This window comes from Gilliamella sp. B2923, assembly GCF_026536565.1.
In the GTDB taxonomy this organism is placed as follows: domain Bacteria; phylum Pseudomonadota; class Gammaproteobacteria; order Enterobacterales; family Orbaceae; genus Gilliamella.
The window spans coordinates 116,271-135,865 of the sequence record NZ_JAFNNZ010000001.1 but is presented as its reverse complement, the minus strand read 5'-3'; the positions used below and the strand labels follow the sequence as shown (position 1 = coordinate 135,865).

Annotated in this window: 12 protein-coding genes; 1 reads left to right on the top strand and 11 read right to left on the bottom strand. The window is 35.7% G+C overall.

What is annotated here, in order from left to right; all coding sequences use genetic code 11:
- The 11 genes from J3U42_RS00545 to mukF form a co-directional block, all read right to left on the bottom strand.
- A complete protein-coding gene (locus tag J3U42_RS00545; protein WP_267334987.1) occupies positions 1-1,239 on the bottom strand; it encodes a hypothetical protein in 1,239 nt (412 codons plus the stop codon).
- A complete protein-coding gene (locus tag J3U42_RS00540; RefSeq protein WP_220218061.1) occupies positions 1,239-1,511 on the bottom strand; it encodes a PAAR domain-containing protein in 273 nt (90 codons plus the stop codon). Before J3U42_RS00540 ends, J3U42_RS00545 begins: the two co-directional genes overlap by 1 nt.
- 23 nt (positions 1,512-1,534) lie before the next feature.
- The gene (locus J3U42_RS00535) at positions 1,535-2,359 is read right to left on the bottom strand and encodes a DUF6708 domain-containing protein (protein ID WP_267334985.1); all 825 of its coding nucleotides are present in this window, start codon (positions 2,357-2,359) and stop codon (positions 1,535-1,537) included.
- Positions 2,359-3,192, bottom strand: a complete 834-nt coding sequence (locus tag J3U42_RS00530) for a DUF6708 domain-containing protein (protein ID WP_267334984.1) — start codon at positions 3,190-3,192, stop codon at positions 2,359-2,361. The genes J3U42_RS00535 and J3U42_RS00530 overlap by 1 nt, the downstream gene beginning before the upstream one ends.
- A 9-nt stretch (positions 3,193-3,201) precedes the next feature.
- Entirely contained in the window at positions 3,202-4,026 is an 825-nt protein-coding gene (locus J3U42_RS00525; RefSeq protein ID WP_267334982.1) for a DUF6708 domain-containing protein, read from the bottom strand.
- A 15-nt stretch (positions 4,027-4,041) separates the two neighbouring features.
- Positions 4,042-7,707 (bottom strand): toxin VasX, encoded by a 3,666-nt coding sequence (locus J3U42_RS00520; RefSeq protein ID WP_267334981.1) that lies wholly within the window; start codon positions 7,705-7,707, stop codon positions 4,042-4,044.
- Positions 7,708-7,722: 15 nt separating this feature from the next.
- A complete protein-coding gene (locus tag J3U42_RS00515) occupies positions 7,723-8,604 on the bottom strand; it encodes a hypothetical protein (protein WP_267329911.1) in 882 nt (293 codons plus the stop codon).
- On the bottom strand, positions 8,604-11,015 hold the full coding sequence (locus tag J3U42_RS00510) for a type VI secretion system Vgr family protein (protein ID WP_267334980.1): 2,412 nt from the start codon (positions 11,013-11,015) through the stop codon (positions 8,604-8,606). Before J3U42_RS00510 ends, J3U42_RS00515 begins: the two co-directional genes overlap by 1 nt.
- Positions 11,016-11,923: 908 nt before the next feature.
- Positions 11,924-16,342 carry a chromosome partition protein MukB gene (gene mukB / locus J3U42_RS00505; RefSeq protein WP_267334979.1) on the bottom strand — a complete coding sequence of 1,473 codons (4,419 nt, stop codon included), beginning with the start codon at positions 16,340-16,342 and terminating at the stop codon, positions 11,924-11,926.
- Between the two features lie 2 nt (positions 16,343-16,344).
- On the bottom strand, positions 16,345-17,073 hold the full coding sequence (gene mukE / locus J3U42_RS00500; protein ID WP_366518671.1) for a chromosome partition protein MukE: 729 nt from the start codon (positions 17,071-17,073) through the stop codon (positions 16,345-16,347).
- 43 nt (positions 17,074-17,116) lie between these two features.
- Positions 17,117-18,439 (bottom strand): chromosome partition protein MukF, encoded by a 1,323-nt coding sequence (gene mukF / locus J3U42_RS00495; RefSeq protein WP_220218069.1) that lies wholly within the window; start codon positions 18,437-18,439, stop codon positions 17,117-17,119.
- A gap of 394 nt (positions 18,440-18,833) precedes the next feature.
- Between mukF and J3U42_RS00490 the strand changes: the two genes are divergently transcribed.
- Positions 18,834-19,556 carry a DUF4198 domain-containing protein gene (locus tag J3U42_RS00490; protein WP_267334978.1) on the top strand — a complete coding sequence of 241 codons (723 nt, stop codon included), beginning with the start codon at positions 18,834-18,836 and terminating at the stop codon, positions 19,554-19,556.
- Positions 19,557-19,595 lie beyond the last annotated feature (39 nt).

The following is a 19,595-nucleotide window of genomic DNA, read 5'->3' as shown; positions in this document are numbered from 1 at the left end:
TTAAACATTTCTATTATTGTTACTGTTTCTATTACTTTGTTGTAAACAAGAAACAGCAGAAGCGGTAACTTCTGGTTTTCCTATTACTATCAATTGGTTATTTTTAGACAAAAATGCATTTTCAATTGCTAAAGACAAACCTAACCAATAGGAACAAAGCCCCGCATACCCAAAAGCACCTTCAATATTCATAAGATTCTTTGGCTTAAATTCAATTTGATTAAAATGATTAACAATATTATTTTTCAACTCAGAAGATACACCGTTATACCACACGGTATCATAACTTGTATTGTCAGTACTACCCCATAATAGCGCATTGTTGATAGTTTGATTTAAAGATGAAGTTTGTTCACTACGATGCACTTTGACTAATGTTGGTTCTCGGTGCAATAACAATTTAGGGTTCACTTTTTCACCCGCTAAAAAAAACCATGCAGCAAATTCACCTTCATTTTTTGTAGGAATATCGAACAAGTGTAGGGTTAGTATTAAGAGTAAATCGTTACTATATTCCTCATTATCTAACCATGATTCTATAAATGTATTCGAATTACCTGGCTCATCAAATATAATGCTAGCCGGATAAAGAATAACCGTTCCGATTGTTTCAGCCCATAAAGTCTTTAATCTATCTACTTCTACACTTTTACCTAATTCAATAAACAAACGAACGTGAATATTTTTATGTGATAATAGGTTAGAAAATTGATTTTTGATATCTTTTTTCCATTGATTAAATAGAGAAGCTAAATATCCATTAATATCATTGATATCAATTTCGCTATTGAAAAATAAAGAAGTATGAGGAATAACAGCTGCGCAAGTAGGATATGGCTTTGAAGTTATTAAAAAACTGTTATTGATTAAAGCAGCCGCATTCCCCTGCCTTCCTCTTTCCGTTGTAAGAGAATACCCCAAAACATATAGCCCTTGTTGGCCTTTATCTATCAGTTCCTGCCTACGCTGTTGTTGAAATAAATTCAATTCTTGATGATAAGTCTTGCGATATTTATAGACAAAAAAACAACATAAAAATAGCACACTCCAAATAAGAACAGGAAAACCAACTACACCTGATAAAAAAAGCTCATTTGGCATACTATGAAAAAAACTTAGCGTACCGGTTATAATAAATCCCAACAAAATAAATATAATTAGCAATAGTCCCCACAACCACAAATTCAATTTTTTAACTTTGGGCGCCGACTTTGTAAATGATGATAAATCTATAGACATTATCCTATTCCTACTTCTGATAATGAAGAAATTAAGGAACAACCACATGCACTTTTATGTCCATCTAATGCAACTTGTTTACCTTGGTCAGTAAAAGCTGTCTGACCTTCAATAATAGGATTAACGCCATGACCTTTAATAGGGCAAGAAACTAAATCACCCACCCGTGCAACAGGTTTACCTAAAACTGTCATTGTGGATGAAGCTGTAATAACTGTACCACCGTGATCTGTCGAATCCCCTAATCGAATAATTCCTTTTAAACTTATCATTTTTATTTCCTGCTTATTAATACTTAATTTTTATACTCACCATTGATCCGGTTATAATCTTCAAGTGAACTGGCTTTAGATTTCTTATCTATTTCTTCTGACCAATTAACTTTTATTGGCCATGAAAATTCATCTTCCGGTTTGAGCTTTTTATCGAGATTGTCATCTGAAAATGCCATATAACTGTTTATCCACATCCATTCGTCATAACATAAACTGTTATGAGTAGACAAAATAAAATGATCGGCTATATGGTTACTATTTGGTTCACATACCACACATTCGATACGATAAGTTCTGACAACCCCTCCAGAGGCAATAGGCGATGAAACAGAGGTAATCACCGCTTGAACATCAGCCCAATCAAACTCTTTCACAGTTATCTCTTTTGCTCTAAAAGGTGAACGAGTAAAGGTTGCCCTCGTTCCGAAATATAATAGGAAATGCTCATAAATATAAACCTTCCTTGTTTTACGGTTTAATCGGATAGGGCAATCTTCTGGAGCGAATAGTAAATTGAAAATAAACTGAATTAAAATATAAATAATATAGATAAATAAAATACAGCATGGTATAAAGATAAGATTATATTCTATAGGATCCCCTATAATATCTGGTATAATCGCATACAATGTAAATAAAATCATAAACATTAATGGAGCAATAATAACCAAAGTAATAGAGCGACCAATTTTACCCCATCCTATATTTCGCCGAGAAAATTCACAATAATCATCATTAACAAAACGTAATTTTTTATTATTACTTAAATGCAATTTAGTTGTGTAAATCCCTTTATACAAATCCTCGCGCCAGCATAATAATTGTGGTTGATATTTTGACGGCATTAATCTTCCTTAATTTTTTTATATTCATCATCAATTTGTTGATATTCTTCAAGTGAGCTGGCTTTAGATTTTTTATCTATTTCTTCTGGCCAGTTAATTTTTATTGGCCAAGAAAATTCTTCCTCTGGCATAAATTCCGCATCCAAATTATTATCTGAAAATGCCATATAACTGTTTATCCACATCCATTCGTCATAACATAAACTGTTATGAGTAGACAAAATAAAATGATCGGCTATATGGTTACTATTTGGTTCACATACCACACATTCGATACGATAAGTTCTAACCATACCACCACTGGCTAAAGTCATAGATACTGAAGTCATTACACCTTGAATATCTATCCAATCAAACTCTTTAATAGTTATCTCTTTGGCTCTAAAAGGTGAACGAATAAAGGTAGACCAAGATCCAAAATATAATAAGAAATGATCATAAATATAAACCTTACCCGTCTTACGATTTAAACGAATTGGGAAATCTGTAGGGGCGAAAAAAATATTTAAAGACATTGAAAGAAAAAAATGAATAATAAATATTGCAACAAAACCACATGGTAAAAACATGAGACTATATTCTTCACCGACAACAATATCACGTATTACCATGTATAATCCAAAAGTCGATATTAAAATTATTCCGGTAGCAATAGTTATCATAAGTAGACGAAGTAAAGGGTTCATTCCAGTTAATCGCCTAGAGAATTCACAATAATCATCATTTGCATAACGTAATCTTTCATTATTACCTAAATGCAATTGGGTTGTATAAATCCCTTTATACAAATCCTCGCGCCAGCATGATAATTGTGGTTGATACTTTGACGGCATTAATCTTCCTTAATTTTTTTTATATTCATCATCAATTCGTTGATATTCTTCAAGTGAACTGGCTTTAGATTTTTTATCAATTTCTTCTGGCCAGTTAACTTTTATTGGCCATGAAAATTCATCTTCCGGTTTGAGTTTTTTATCGAGATTTTCATCTGAAAATGCCATATAACTATTTATCCACATCCATTCGTCATAATTTAAAATGCTACTCATAACCAGTAAAAAGTGATCTATGACATAAGTAGTATTAGGTTCACATACTACACATTCTAGACGATAATTTCTTATTACGCCTCCCTTGGCAATAGGCGCCGAAACACAGGTCACTACCCCTTGAATATCAGCCCAATCAAACTCTTTAATAGTAATTGTTTTTGCTTTGAACGGTGAGTTTTTAAGAAATTTCCAAGTGCCTGTATATAATATTAAGTGCTCATAAACATAGATTTTTCCTGTCTTACGATTCAAGCGAATAGGGCAATCATCAGGTGCATAAAATAAGTTCAAAATTACTTGTAGAAAAAAATATAAAGTAAACAAGCCTGTTGTTCCGATCAATACTGACAAACTTGTTTCCCCCAAACTGTATATAATAAAATATAACCCGAAAAGGACACCAAATAGAGACGTTATAACACCAAATAGCAGCATTAAACAAAGTATCCAGCGTAAATAGAAATTCATTCCAGCTAGGCGCCTTGAAAATTCACAATAATCATCATTAACAAAACGTAATTTTTTATTATTACTTAAATGCAATTTGGTTGTGTAAATCCCTTTATACAAATCCTCTCGCCAGCATGATAATTGTGGTTGATATTTTGACGGCATTAATTTTTCTCCTTTTTAATCAATAATATGTTCAATACGTAATGGTGATTTTGCGTCTTTACCCTGCCAGTAATGTAATATTCCTATGACTTTTCTTGCTTTAGACTTTAATTCGGCAACTTTTTGATCTACTACCAAGGTTGATAAATCAGTTTGATTGTTAATTGGGTCTGAGATAATCGGATAAGTTTTCGATTCCACCCAGCGTACTTGGTTATGATCACATTGATTAGACTCTACCTCGACTTGTAAATATTGATTGTCTTTACCTTGCAAAATATTGACTCTACCTGATTGGTCTCTATTGTCTGTTACAAAAATCCTACATGTGTAACGACTTTGAGGATCATACTTAGGGAGTTTAAGATGTACATGCAGTCCACCAGCATAAAATAATATAGCCTCCTCATTAGAATCATTCGCTATATCTTGAATAAAAAAATCGATATCATTTGGGTCATAATTTAAAGCTAAATAAACACCTGAAAGATAGGCATAATAGTCATTTAACGCCATACTAGTGCCAACAGCACTGAGTGGATAAGGTACTCCTTTTTCTTGATGTTTTTGTTGACCAAAGTAACAACGATTAAACCAAATTTCCATAGGTGACCAACGATCAGCTTCAGAACCTATATATATTAAAATAGCACCAATAATACCTGAAACGATAGCGAAAAGAGCAAAAGGTAAAGTAAAACCGATATATGGGCCTACTACCATTAAAAAACCAGATATGAGTGTTAAAACCCCTCCTACTATGACATAAGCCCCATCCTTGAGATCACCATTTACAACATAAAAAAATCCTTTATAAATATTTGCCGCCCCTTCTAATATAGTAATAAATGCTAGTGCTCCTCCCGTTACTTTTAAAAATGCATTACAACCCGGTATCATTGTAGTGAAAATATTTAGTTTAGGTAAAGCACCGACTAATTTAATTGAATGGGCTACAACTTCAGCAGACATTAATGATAAAATGGCACAAGATTTGGTAATATCAGCTTGAATTTGTTCTTTTACTTCTTGTCGCATATCATTCCCTTGTTCGTTTAGCGTTTGCATATTTTCACCGACTAAATAACCTTGCAGAAAAATCATTAATGCATTCATAGCTATACTTTTAGTAGAATCAACACGGATTCTTTTTCGATTTTGAGAAATCGCTGCTTCAAGATCAGCTATCGTTAATTCTCCGCTAAATTGGTGAGCGTACTTGATTTCAGCCCCTAACACTTTTTTGATTTTAGCAAGTGTTGTTTCTTTCAAGTTCCCCCCTTTTTTTAAAGTATTAATCATTTCATCCATTGAGGCAATATCATCTGCCACAATCATAAATTCCATATTGATGGTTTTTTCAAGCTGTGATTTGGTCATTTCGCTTTCGAATTGCCAGCGCTTATCAGTATCAGATACTCTTGATAATTCATATAGTTTGGAATTTTTTTCGATACTGACAGATGATACATCCGAATTATCCATTAAAAATTCATAAACTTTGGGCAAATTTTTAATTTTTACCGGCACTTTCATCACCCTATGCTCCACACCGGAATAAATTTTAAGTTGTTCTAAGCTTTGCTCTTTCATTAATACTTGATTAATTAGCTTAGCGTTTTGAACTCGATTAGCAAAAGCTGCTGTTTTCCAATCAAACAATTCTTCCATTCTCTCAACAAAAAGGGTTGTATTTTTAGCATCAATCGGAAGATCCATAACATCATTTATAGTGCTAACTACATCATATAAACTACTTACGTTACTATTTTTATTTGCAGAATTTTGATTTTGCTGCATTTCATCGATTCGTTGTTTTAGCAGCAACTCATAAAGATTATTATCCTGACCTTTTAACACATAAAAGAAGATCGAGTTCTCATCCCTAAATAAGCTGTCCCATAAACCAAACTGTTCCGGTAAATTTGCCATGGAAATATTCCCTTGAAGCATAGTGATAATATCTTCCATATAGCCTAGGTGATCTTTAGAATAGTCGTTTTCTTGTTCATATTTCCAAAACTCAACTTGATTATAGTCAGTCAGTTCAGAAGGTGCATATTGAGAAGTTTTATCTTTGGAACCAAAAAGCCATGTCACATATATTAAATAATCGATAGATATTTTGCGGATATCTCCGATGATTTCTTTAAATTTTTGATTATCATCTTTACAAAATTGCTCTAGTTTTTTTAAGTCTAATCGCGCTTCAAGTTTAGCCCATTCCCTATTAAATTTACTTTCAGCCGCATATTTCAATGTCCACTCAAATCGTCTTACATCAATAACTGGTACGGCTGATTTATGTTTTTCTAGTAGCTCTTTTTTTTCTGTGATTGATAAATCGACTTCTTTATATCCATTATCTTGTAAAGTTTTTATAGTTTGATAGTAAGAAGTTTTAGCACCTTGATAATTAGAGCCGGGTTCATAGACATCAGAATACCTCGGCTGAGTATTAAGTCCATTATAATCTTGGTTTATAGTGTTATTAAAATGATTTCTTAATCCCTTTTTGTAACCCTCTATACAAGAGACAATCCTACGTTTGTAAGCTCGCTCTCTGGAAAAGTATTCATGAATATATTTTTGATCATGTTCATTAGGTTTAAGTGGAACTGATATTGTTTGCGCTTGTGATGTGTCACTTTGATCGTTATCAATGTTTTGAGTAAATATGCTTTCGAAATAACCTTTAGCATAAGGAAATAAGTCTTGAGTTTTATCAGGCGAGGTTAACCACTCGTCTGAAGGAGTAAAATCAGCTATTTTTTCATTGAAGGCATCGGTTAATTCTTTTTCTATTGTCCGTTCGTGCTCTAAAAACGCATTATTGATAGGATCAAAATTTCTTAAGCGTTGAGCATTAAGCTCTTCGGCTATGCCAAAAGTGTCTTCTAAAACAATGCAACCTATTTTACATTGATATTTTTCTTCCATTGTTTCCGACACCTGTTTTATTGCTGCTAAATCATCTTTATGCGAATAGTCATAAAATTCGTGAGCGCTCGGAAATCTGACATCAAAATCCTTTTTTTGGAATATAAATTCAGGCAAATAAGGGGCAGAATTATTGTTTAATAAATCGCTGAAAGCAAAACTTCGCCCTTCGGTTAATAAAGTTGGATCTTTACGAGTATTGTCATTTACAGTGACTTTGGTAAAACGTTTTAAGTTAGCTTTCGGTGAACGATAATAATCTTCCACATTTTTTGACCATGCACGGCGACTATAGGCTATCCATACCGTAGAATTTAAAATATCAACATTGGCAAAAATGGCCGGAACATAGTGGTTTATTGCTGTACACTGTTCAGCAAGATCTTCAATTTCATGCTTTTTCATATAATAAATGGAGCGATGTCGTAATGCGCCTTTTGAAGTCACTTCATAGCCAAGTAATTTTCTTTCACCATCTTTTTCCATTAATACATAAACATAACCTTTACGTAACATTCTTAGTGCATACTTATGTTGTTTTAATTGTGCAGAAGGTTGCCTACCCGTTAATTGGGGTACACCTTCTGACCAGTCTTTACTTGTATCAATCCTTGGGTTAATTACCGATTGGCGAACTAAAAAAAATGGCATGCCGTTACGTTGACAAGTTCCGCACCCGTTTTTTGTCATACCTGAAGCATTCTTGGCTTCTCCCAAAATATTAATATCGAACTTTTCCATAAAGTATTCCTTACATTATTCTGCTATGTCTATTTCACTTAAATAATTCGCTAAAGTGCCAGGCTCTTCTTTCGCTTTTTCGATTGCATCTTTTAGTTTTGTTTGCTTAGATAAGTTTGGATAACTTATCAACGCTAACGCTAAAGAAAATCTGTCGTAAGTATCCTCAAGTCCCGATATTTTTGCAGTCTTATAAAATTCAGCTAATTGTATAATGTCATCATCTGTTACATTTTTATTTTTTCTCTCACATAAATTTTTCCATGCGATAGCTAAATGATATAAATTGCTTGATTCTTTCAAATAGAATTTAACTTCTTCGGTAACAAAAATATCTTGTGGTTTCGGGGTATAGGTTAATGATTGGATTACATATAAATGATTGGTAAATGAGGTAAAACAATATGTACTACAGCAACCTAATAAAGTTGATAACCACTCAGGACAAATTTTGTTACCTTCTAGCATCAGAAATGTCTTGAATGGTTCATAAAATGGTACAAAATTGGTTTGAATTAATTTCGCTAACTTTAATCCTATATTAATCAATTGTTCGCTTAACTTTTTCGGATCATTTTTACTGACAATACACGCCGAAATATAGCGTTTTTCAATCGATCCATCGTCCAGCATTTCATTACTAATATGGTGCAATAATTTTTTGTTTATAGGTTCATTGGGTTTCGCAATAACAACAAGTTTAGGGCAATGAGCCAAGTCGTGCGCAAGATCAGTTCTTGGCACCACTTCGACAGCTTCCTTTCCTAGATTTTCTTGCAAACTTTGAATCGATAATATATGAAAATAGCTAAGAGATACTAAATTATCAATGAGTAAATATCGATATTGTTTCCGTGCGTCTGGGTTATCTAATAAGTTTAATAATTGTTTTTCCATTATGCTGATTCCGAACAATTTTTCCCTTCAGGTAATTTAACTTTTGGTACATCATAAGTTGATGGGCTAAATACGCCAAAACTTGCCGCTTCTACTTTTACATCGCCTGGAGCGAGTATCTTTACTCCACCACCTTCAATGATAATAGCAGCCCCATTACATTCTAAGGTGAGCTTTTTCTTGGCTGATATGATTACTTCACTGTCAGTACTAGTGATTTTCATGTCTTGCTTAGAGCTTAATAACATTTCATTATTCTGCGCTTGTAAATCGACATTACCTTTTGAGGCTGTGATTTTTATGCCCAATTTATTAGCAAATAAACTTATTGTGTTGCCAGCCGTTACGATAAAACGTTTAAAGGCGCTGACATCAATATTATTTTGTGCGGTTTGGATGATATTCTCACCTGCGGTGTGTTGAATTGAGTTTGGTGTCACATCAGCCATGCCTGCAGGTGCATAAGTGAGAATACCGGGTTGTTTTAATTGTTTTAAACTTTGTTCAAATAGCTGTTTTTGAACTTGTAGATCCGCAAGCTCAGTTTTAGCTGCTTGAGCAAGTTCATTGAGCCTTTTTACCATTTCACAGGCTTGCGCGAGCTCTTTTACAGCATTGTCCATTTGCAACTGCAAACCACCAGCTTGTGTCTGTTCTTCACTGGTGATATATAGGCCTTTACCCGCTCTTATAGCCCCCCAGTCATCGGTGCGAAGTTCTAACCCTTCGCCTCGTTTTTCTTTATTTTTATTTACTAAATGCCCAATGTTAAGCTGAGTTTTACCGTATTCAGTGGCAAGTTTTATATGCTCTTGATCACGTTTGTCATCCATCCGTAATTTGTTATTGGCAGGAGTACGAATCACGTTTCGATGTTTGTTAAAAGCAGAAACATGATCAGGATGAGCACTATCGTGCATGGCATGAGCAATATATGGCCGATCAGGGTTACTGTCTGTAAAAGCAATAGCAACTTCGGTGCCATCTATTAAGGGAAAGTGGAAACCATATGTGTCCCCAGCATAAGGTTTGGCAAGCCGAACCCATAAACTTTCATTGCCTTTTTTCCAGTTTTTTAAATCAAAATTAAATTTTACCCGGTAGCGTCCTTGAGTATCGATATAGCCATAGATATCATTGTCGGGGCTTGTTACTCGTGCGGGTAATGTTCCACCAATTTGTGGATATGCAATTGGTATTGGACGATACGGTTTTAATACATTAAACGGAATGGCGGTAAAACTAAGTTCATAAGCATCGGTGCGATTCCCTTTACCCGTTACACTTAAAACGATGATACCTTCATCTATATTGGTTAACTGATTATCAGTAATACGAATCACTTGACCGGGTTCTAAATTATAACGATTAGTTTTACCGGTAATAACTATCTGTTTACTTATTGCATATTCGTGGCGAATACGTGCATACCAACTGCCACTTTCAGCGGTAATATTATTATCTTGATTGCTCGAATTAGTACTATTTAAATTTTTATGATTTTCACCATAACGATAGTTAGTACCATAAGTTGTATGGTCGTCAGGTTGTGAGTTTTCTGAGGTGAGTAAATCGGTTCGTGCTTTTCGATAGTTGTAATCCTGCACTTGTACCGACGACTCGACCATCTGACTTTGCATAGAAAGATCCCAGACACTTTCTGTTTTGCCGTCATGCGTGCCGCTTGGTAGTTTGTAATCAATCTCTGCAACGTGTTCAAATCCTTGTTCATAATCACTAATGACCATGACCTCGCAATCATGTTCAGCATGGCTTTCGAAACGGAACCATATTCCAACATCAGCCATCAATCTTTGGATAAATTCAAGATCACTTTCTTGCCATTGAGTGATAAATTCTCTTGTTGGATATTGTTCCTTCAGCTCCAGCCGGTAGTCTATGCCAGTAAATTCATGGCTTCTAAGTACCTCTTCAACGACGCTAACAACATTTTGATTTTGAAATATTGCGCAATTTCGATTAAGCCTTAATCTGGCAACTCTTGGAGATAATACAACTTGATAATGCGCTTCGTCTTTATTGACCGATATTTGACTAAATTCAGTGATGATCCCATAAATCTTACGGCCATTGTCATCACCTATAAAATCCCCTAAAGCTCGTAAAGCGGCATTTAAACTTAACGCTTCGCTCATAACTGGATTGAACGAAAACGATGCCTTTTTATTTAAAAAGCTATCAACTGATATTGTTTTATCGACACTGGTAAAAGTAATAGTATAACGCCATGGGTGGTTTAATTGTTCTTCACCGGTAACATTCAAAATAGAAATGGGAGAATTGAGCTCATCGACGGTTAATGTATACCTATTATGGCTAATAGAAGCGATTGATTGGTTTATTAAGCTATGACCGATTTGGTCAATAATTTTATTTATTCCTTTTGCCATTATTTAATCCTTTAATTCACTTTCTTCACCTTAAATTATGGTGAAACGCCTTGTGTATTTATTATTGATTAACGATTTTCAGACATGGTCAATCAATGGCTATTTAAAATAAAAAAAATGAGTCGCAAATTTGTTTAGCAATAAACAAAGAAGGGATATTAATGTTAGTTGGTTATAAAGTTTTTAAATTAATTAGAGTTTAATGCAAAACATTGCAAAATCGACAGACTAACGATTTGAATATCCTTATTTTATGGCTGACTCAAGTTTAGTTAATTTTATAACACCCAAATATTTTATAGTTAATTAGATAACCTGAAATGATAACAAAAATAATATATAAAAGTTATATGCTTTTCATATACTTTTCAATTCTAAATAAAAAGTTATCTTAATTGATTGATATGAATCATTTGCTAAAAATTAGTCTAAATTTCAGTTTAAAGTAACTTAGAGTTTACTTATAGTTGAAAAGCATTATAGAAATGCTTTTATAAAATAAGCGGACAATGGGTTAGGACATGCCGATTTTATACTTAAACACCTATATTTTCTGAAACTTCTTGTCAAGGTTGGATTATTTTATATTGGGAAGAATGCATTATTATTGGTTGATAATAACAGAAGTAAGTTACCTAGTTTTTATACTTAAACACCTATATTTTCTGAAAGTTCTTGTCAAGTTTGGATTATTTTATATTGGGAAGAATGCGTTATTAATTGTTGATAATAATAGAAGTTAATTACCTAGTTTTTTACTTAAACACCTATATTTTCTGAAAGTTCTTGTCAAAGATAGATAATATTTACAACGCTGTTTTTATGAATTATAAAACTAATAACTACATATTAATAATCCGCCGACAAATGTCGGCGAATTTATACCATAAACAATAAGTTTAATTAAATTAAGCAAAGCCTTTTAGACCAACTACATGCACATGTTCTTGGTTATTCATGACTTTACGTACCAGTTTATAGGTTGTGCCTTTTTCCGGGCTGATATTTTCCGGCGCTGCAATAATAAGTTGCATCTCTAATCTTTCACAAAGTTCAAAGAGCGTTGCAATTGATTTGGCATCAAGTCGGGCTGCTTCGTCTAAGAATAATAGACGGCATGGTGAGATATCTTTATTACGCAAGCGTTTAGATTCTTCTTCCCAACTTTGAATAACCATTAAGAGAATTGACATACCGGTACCGATTGCTTCACCAGTTGATAGTGCACCACTTTCTGCCCGTAACCATCCATCGGCACCACGATTCACTTCAACATCGAGCTCAAGATAATTTCGGTAATCAAGCAGCTCTTCACCGATATTTTGCGCTGTACGTTGTCCCATATCAATATGCGGATTTAAACGCTGATAAAGTTTTGCTAACGCTTCAGAGAAGGTAATGCGATTGTTACTAAACAGATCTTGATGCTCATTTTGGTCATCGGCTAATGCCGCTAACAGTGTGGAGTGAGCTTCACGAATGGTGACATTTAATCGTACGCCATTAACCTGTCCAAATGCGACCGCTTGTAAACCTTGGTTAAGCATACGGATACGGTTTTGTTCACGCTGAATGGTTTTACGAATAATATTGGCCACACTTTTTGAGCTGATAGCTAATTGCTGTTCACGTGAAGTTAACTCTTCAGTTAAGCGTGATAATTCAATTTCCATTTGCTCAATAGCTTCAATTGGATCATCTGTTTTCACAATGTCTTGGCGAATTCGTTCACGCAGATGCTTGTAAACGGCAATATAAAATTGAATTTTACGTTCCGGTCGTTTTGGATCTTCAGATAATCTTAATACATCACGTAAGTGCTCATTGTCGTTGACAGCTAAGCGTAGTGAACCTAACGCTTTATCCGACATAGAACGCAGTTCATCAGCACTTAAATAAGCAAGCTCCCGACGGTGTAATCGGCGTTCAACACTGTTTTCTTTAACCAGACGCAAGACTAAGCACCACCCTGCTTTAGCTTCAACTACCTGTTCTCGTAGTTGTTTATAATCACGCAGTGTTTGTGTTAAGCGTTTTTGCAGTTGTGTCATTTCGCTTTCACACATGATCAATTGTTTTTCAAGCGAGGTACAATGTTGACGGTTGTTATTCAGTTTTTGATGAATTTCATCCCGACGAACTCTGGCACGCTCTTCGGTGATTGCATCAGCTTTAACACCAATTTGATCAATCTCTTTATGCAGTTCATTGAGCATATCACGTTTGGTTTCAAAAGCACTTTTTAATGAAGCGAGCGTTTGATTATATTGATTATACTTATCTTGATATTGCATCATTTGGCGGCGAGACTCAGTTCGCTGAGCTTCAACCACTTCTAATCGAGCACGCAGTTTTTCATTTAGATCGCTGTTTTCATTTAACATTCCCGCTGAATCTTCGTAACTAAAATGCGCCCGGCGCTGCATCACTTCGGTTAACGCAAAGACTTGTTGGCGAAGAGTTTGTTGCTCAGCTTTAACAGTGTTGTATTGTTCACGTAAGGCATCATTTTGCTGCGGATCGCTTTGTAAAACAGCAACAATTGGCTCAAGCTCACTAATTGTATGTTGATGACGGCTAACGTATTGGGCAGCGTCTTGTGCTTCGGCTGCTTGTTCACGTAAATCATCAACCCTGTCAGCTAAGTCATCATCAGCCAATAAATGCATATGAGCAACTAACCGATTGACGGTTGCCAGTTGCTCTTTACAATTAGCCACTTGCTGTTGATTTTGTTTATCAATGGTTTCTTGTGATGATAATTGACGTTCAATATCATTACGTCTTGCCGCTAATTTTTGTGCTTGAGCTTCCGGATCAATATCAAAGGCGACTGATAGGTATTGTCCTATAAATTGACCTACATTTTGCTCAATTCGTTGCAATTTTTGTAAATCAAATGAGATAGTCGCATAACGTTCATGCAGTTCGTCTCGTTCAGCGGATAGTTTTTCAAGGTGAACTTCTCGAGCTGCACGCCCAAATAATGGCACTTTTGGAAAACTTGAGAAACGCCATTGGCGATCACCCGTTTTGACCAATACGGCTTTGTTCATCTCTTCACTATCAAATACGCTATCATCGAACGATGACGGATCACCTTCAATAAAATAGATATCTTCAGGATAGTCTTCTTCACTTGCGGTTAAGTTTTCAAGTTGTGCTTTAACTTGTGATAAATCCGGCACCACAATAGCTTGTCGAGACGGGCCATATAATGCTGAAAAGTAAGGTGCGTCATCAATGGTAACATCTTCATAAATTTCAGAAAGTAATACGCCATTAAATCGTTCTGCTAATGCCGATAAACGACCATCATCAACGCCACTTGGTTGATTTAGTTGCTCAATTTGGCTATCTAATTGCGTCCGTTTGAAATTGATTTGATCTCGCTCTGTCACTAACGCTCTTTCTTGTTCAAGCAGTAGCTGCATGTGTTGGGTGACAGCTTGGCTGTGTGTAAAACTTTGCCCGGTTTGTTCTTGCAAAGCAATTAGCGCATCTTGCGCTTTTAACCACATCGGTGCTTTTTGGCGATAGTCGGCAATCTTTGATTGGATTTGTTCAAGTTCTTGTCTAAATTCAATGCGTTTTTCACTCGATTCATTTGCCATTGCCGCATTTTCATCAAGTTGCATTTCAAGCTCTTGTTTCAACTCGTCAAGCTCATCATACTCAACCTGACGTCCAATACGTTTACAAAATTGGCTTAACAGTGACTCGGCTTCTTTTTGTTCAAAAAAGCGTTGTTCCAGTTCATCAAGTTGCAGTTGTAATTGTTCAGCTTGCTGAGCTTGGTAACATTGAGAAGGCCATTGTCTTAATGCTTCTTTAGCCGCACTCCATGCTTCACTACGTGCCACATCGCCGACCAGTTTAACAACTAATTGATAAGCACGGTCAAATTGATTAATCGCCGCATCAGAGACGCTTAATCGTTGTTCCAACTCTAAAACTTGCTCAGTAATCTGTTTTTGTTTCTCTTCAAAAATCGCAAAGTGATTTTCGATATTACTGATACCTAATTTAGGCAACTGACATAAAGACTGGGCGTTTTTCAATGCTTGTAAAGCTTGTTGATATTGAATGGCTCGAGTTTGCTGTACATCAAGCGCTTGCTGATAATCTGCTAACTGAGTTTTAATTTCATCAACTTCTTGTTCGGTATGTTCAGCCTGATCACGATAGGTTTGATATTGTTCATTTGCTTCAATGACAACTTCATTTTGCTCTTCAAGTTTAACATTCAAATCGTCTAAATCCGCTTGATAACGGTCGATCTTCTCTTGTTGGCGCAGCGCTGTTTGCGCTAAATTAAGGTGATCATTCGCCGCTTGTAAGTCGGTCTCTAAGTCGTTTTGTGCATCTTGATACTCTTTGAGTTCTTTTGCCATTTCAACTTGTCGGAACTGATTACTAATAAGCAAATCTTGTGTTTTAAACATATCACGACGCAAACCCAGTACCGATTCGATATGCACTCGACGTTCGTTAGCATGGCGCATATAATCGGCCGCAACATAATCGGTTGATTCAGTGATAAGATGTTTAAATAAGTCTCTGTCAGATTGTGTAACACGAATAGCTTCTAGCGTCATTCGGTTTTCACGTAGAGCGGCTTCCATATCCTGAAAAGCTTTACGAACACCACTGTTTTCCGGTAGTAAGTAATCACGTAAAGACCGGGTAATGGCACTAGAAATACCACCATAAAGCGATGCTTCAATCAATCGGTAATACTTGCTACGATCAGAAGATGAACGTAAACGCTTAGGCAGTACACCAAAGTCAAACATCACCGAATGATAATCAGTGATTGAGTTAAATTGTTTAAAGATAACGCCTTCCATTGATTCGACTTTATCTTTTAATTCCGGTAACGACAAAATTCTTGCCTGTTTGTCATTTAATCGCTCAGTAACCAGTTCAGTTGGGCTGATCCCTACCGGTAAACCTTGTATTAAAAAAGGTTTAATATCCACTTTTTTATCACGACCGGCAACTTGCTGTAAGCGGACGCCGCAAATAATTCGTTGGTTACGTGAATTAATCACATCCAGCATTGAATAACAAACACCCGGTTTTAATTTACCATGTAAACCTTTATCTCGTGAGCCGGATGTTGCACCAGCTTCGGTGGTGTTGCGAAAGTGTAATAACGTTAAATCCGGAATGAGCGCTGTGACAAAAGCTGCCATAGTGGTTGATTTACCTGCCCCATTCCCCCCCGATAGTGTGGTAACGAGCTGATCTAACTCAAATGTTCTGGCAAAAAAACCATTCCAGTTAATTAGGGTTAATGAGTGAAACTTACCGTGTCCAATCATAATTATTCAATCTCCTCATTAACATCGTCTTCTTGTTCTTCATTATTATCATCGAGCATAAGCGATGATTCGATTTTGATTGCTTCGCCATCCCGGATCAAGCGTAATTGCGCTTCTTGTGCATCATCACTACTGCGCACATCGGCACCAAAACGGAAAATCGATTCGTTGATGCGAAAACGGCTACTGTCATTGCCCACAATAAAAAATATCATTCCTAATCGACGTAAACGATTAAGCGCCGTTTTAACTTTATCGAAAAGTTTTTGTCGATCTAAATCCGAACCGGTTGAACGTTGATTAACTAATTTAAGTAATTTACTTTCATCGGCTAACGAAACAAGCTCATCAAACAGTTCTTGTAAGGTAAAAATACCTTCATGCGCAAGCCGTTCAGGACTTAAATATAAATAGCAAAGTACTTTACCAACCAGCATATCGAGTTCAGATAAAACCGAACGTGGAATTAAGGTTGTTGAACGTGGGCGAAGATAGAAAAAACCTTCCGGCGCACGAATCAATTCAACATTATAGCGTTGATAAAATTGTTCAAGCTCGAGTTGAAAGTCCATTAAAAATGCATGATTATCAAGCTCATCTATGCCAATATGGCGCCCGGAACGTAATAAGCTATCAAGCTCTGGAAAAAGAGGATTAGCAATTGCTTGCGCCAATTTAACTGGCATATATTTATCGATAGCAGCTTGAGAGCTGGCCGCAATGCGCCCCATGACTTCATCAAGATGATGAGCGGTTTGTTCTATTTCTAAATCTTTAATATCTGTTGATGACATGTGCTTGTACCTTAGCTCCATAATCGTTAATAGGTTTCCATTCAGCAGGAATACCGAGCAAATCTTTTTCGGCAATACCTAGACGAATAGCCTGATCGATAAATAACCTCGCAATATCAAAATGTTGTTCGCGAGGAAACTGTGCTAAATAACTATGAATGGCAATACTCATATCGAGTGGTTTATTTTCTTGTTTAAAGATCAATAAGTTTTGTTCAATGTGAGCAATAATATGTTCTTGAATCTCTTCTATCATCTCAAATTCAAGTTCGGACGGCAATTCTCCGGTCACTTCAGCTTCGTGTAGTGCTAACTCTTCATCCCGCATATCAAGTAGCCGTTCAGCATTGGCAAAAGTGAGCGACCATGGTAAATCAAAATAGCTTTGTATCGATTTACGTAAGCGCTGAGAAAAGACCCTATTTTTATCTAAATCGATTGCTGTACGGATAAATTTATGAACGTGCCGATCGTAGCCTATCCAAAGGTCAATGGCTTTTTGCCCCCAACCAATAATTCGATCTAATTTACCTTGTAAATCAATAACCACATTGTTAATTTTATCCAGCTCCGGATTATCAAGCGTTGCATCTTGAATCAGTAACAAACTGGCTTGAAGTTTATCGCCGGCAGCAGCTAATGTATCTTGCAGTTCACGTAAAGTTTGTGATGTTTCAGTCAGTAGGCCTTCACAACTACTAATAGCCGCTTGCCAATCTTGACTTAGTAAGGCTGAGATATTTTGTTTTACATCAGCCTGCTGCTCATCCATTACCCGTTGGGTAATATCAATGCTATCAAAAATTTCCGCTACCGAATATTTTAAAGGTGCAAAAACATTGCGATGCCAATGAAGATCATCGCCACCCTCAAGCGCTGCATCGGCCGCTCGTTTTAACTCTTGAGCAACGATAGAGAGCTGTATTGATAAGCGCAATGTCGAAAATTCTCGCTGACGGATATAGTAATCTGAAATACCTATTCCTAAAGGCGTTAAACGATAGATAGAATAGCCGTCAGTCATCTCACTGGCAAAACGAGTAATTAAACGCTGGCGAACTAAGTCGTTAATCGCATTATTAGCACGCACCGAGATAGTATCTTCGCTTTGCTCGAATATTTGTGATACATGTCTGAAAGCATCTATTAGCTCAGATTCCGTCATTTCACCATCGAAACGTTCGCTATTTAATACGGCAATGGCTAATAAAAAAGCAAGACGTTCGACTGGTAAAGCGATCGAAAAATCATTCTTTTTTGCCCAAGAGACCAGTTCTGGCACTGATTGGGAAAAATCCATCATAAGGGTTCCTTATTTAAAGATATTAACGCAGCTGAAATATCTTAAAAACAATTTGATAAACACAATATATAGTGTTAAAAACAAAATATTTCCGATTATATAACAATTTGTAGTAGTTAAAAATAGCTAACTTTAACAATAGTTAGTCTATAATAGGGTGAATTTCATGAAAAAAGTTTCTAGTCATTTAAAACTTTAGTTTTATTTTACAAGTTTAGTCATTTTTTCTGTAGGAAAGATTTTAAGTACCATAAAATTTAGCAAATGATACCTGATATAAACTTTAAATGATTTTCTCGTCTAAATAAATACCCGCTCAATAAATATACAAATTCCTTGACTTTTCTTTGGCATTCAAATAATAATGATTCTCATTTTCAAAAAGGAAGGTTATATGCGTAAATTAATATTCGTGGCATTATCAGGATGCCTAACTTTAATGGTTTCAAATTCCGTATTGGCGCATGGTATTTGGATTGCTAATCGTGTTGATCAAAAGCAGATTGTTTTAGGTGAAGGCCCTTTAGATAATGGTTATAACCCCCAAAATGTCCAAAAAGTTCGAGCTTACAATAGTAATTGGTCACCGCTGTCTATTTCACAAAAAGCCAATAAAAATTTTGTCACCATAACCCCATCTGAAAAAACAGCCGTTGTGGCAGTTTGGTTTGATTATGGCTATTGGACTAAAAATTCGCAAGGAAAATATGTCAATCTTCCAATGAATAAAGTAAAAGGCGCAACTGCTGGCACACATGCAATCAAATACAGCGTTAATTATTTATCTTCAGTTGAACAGCCGAAAATGATTGAAGACATTCCGTTACAAATTGTCCCTGCTTTGGATCCGACCCAATTAAAACGGGGTGACAATTTACCGGTTACTGTGTATAAAGATGGTAAACCGCTAACTAACACGCCTGTTATTGTCGATGTTATTAATAATTTAGATAAAACGGTCAATACCGATGATAAAGGTCAAGCAACAATCACCATTCCAAATCAAGGATTGAATGTCATTGGTGTGGAAATTGGTTTTCCACTTGAACCAAACAAGTTAGCTACTCAAGATAAGTTTTTCACAACCTTAACCTTTACCCTACAGCCGGAAGAGTAAAAAGCGTGTCTGTTTAGCATTAACCCAAAAAAAGCGGGA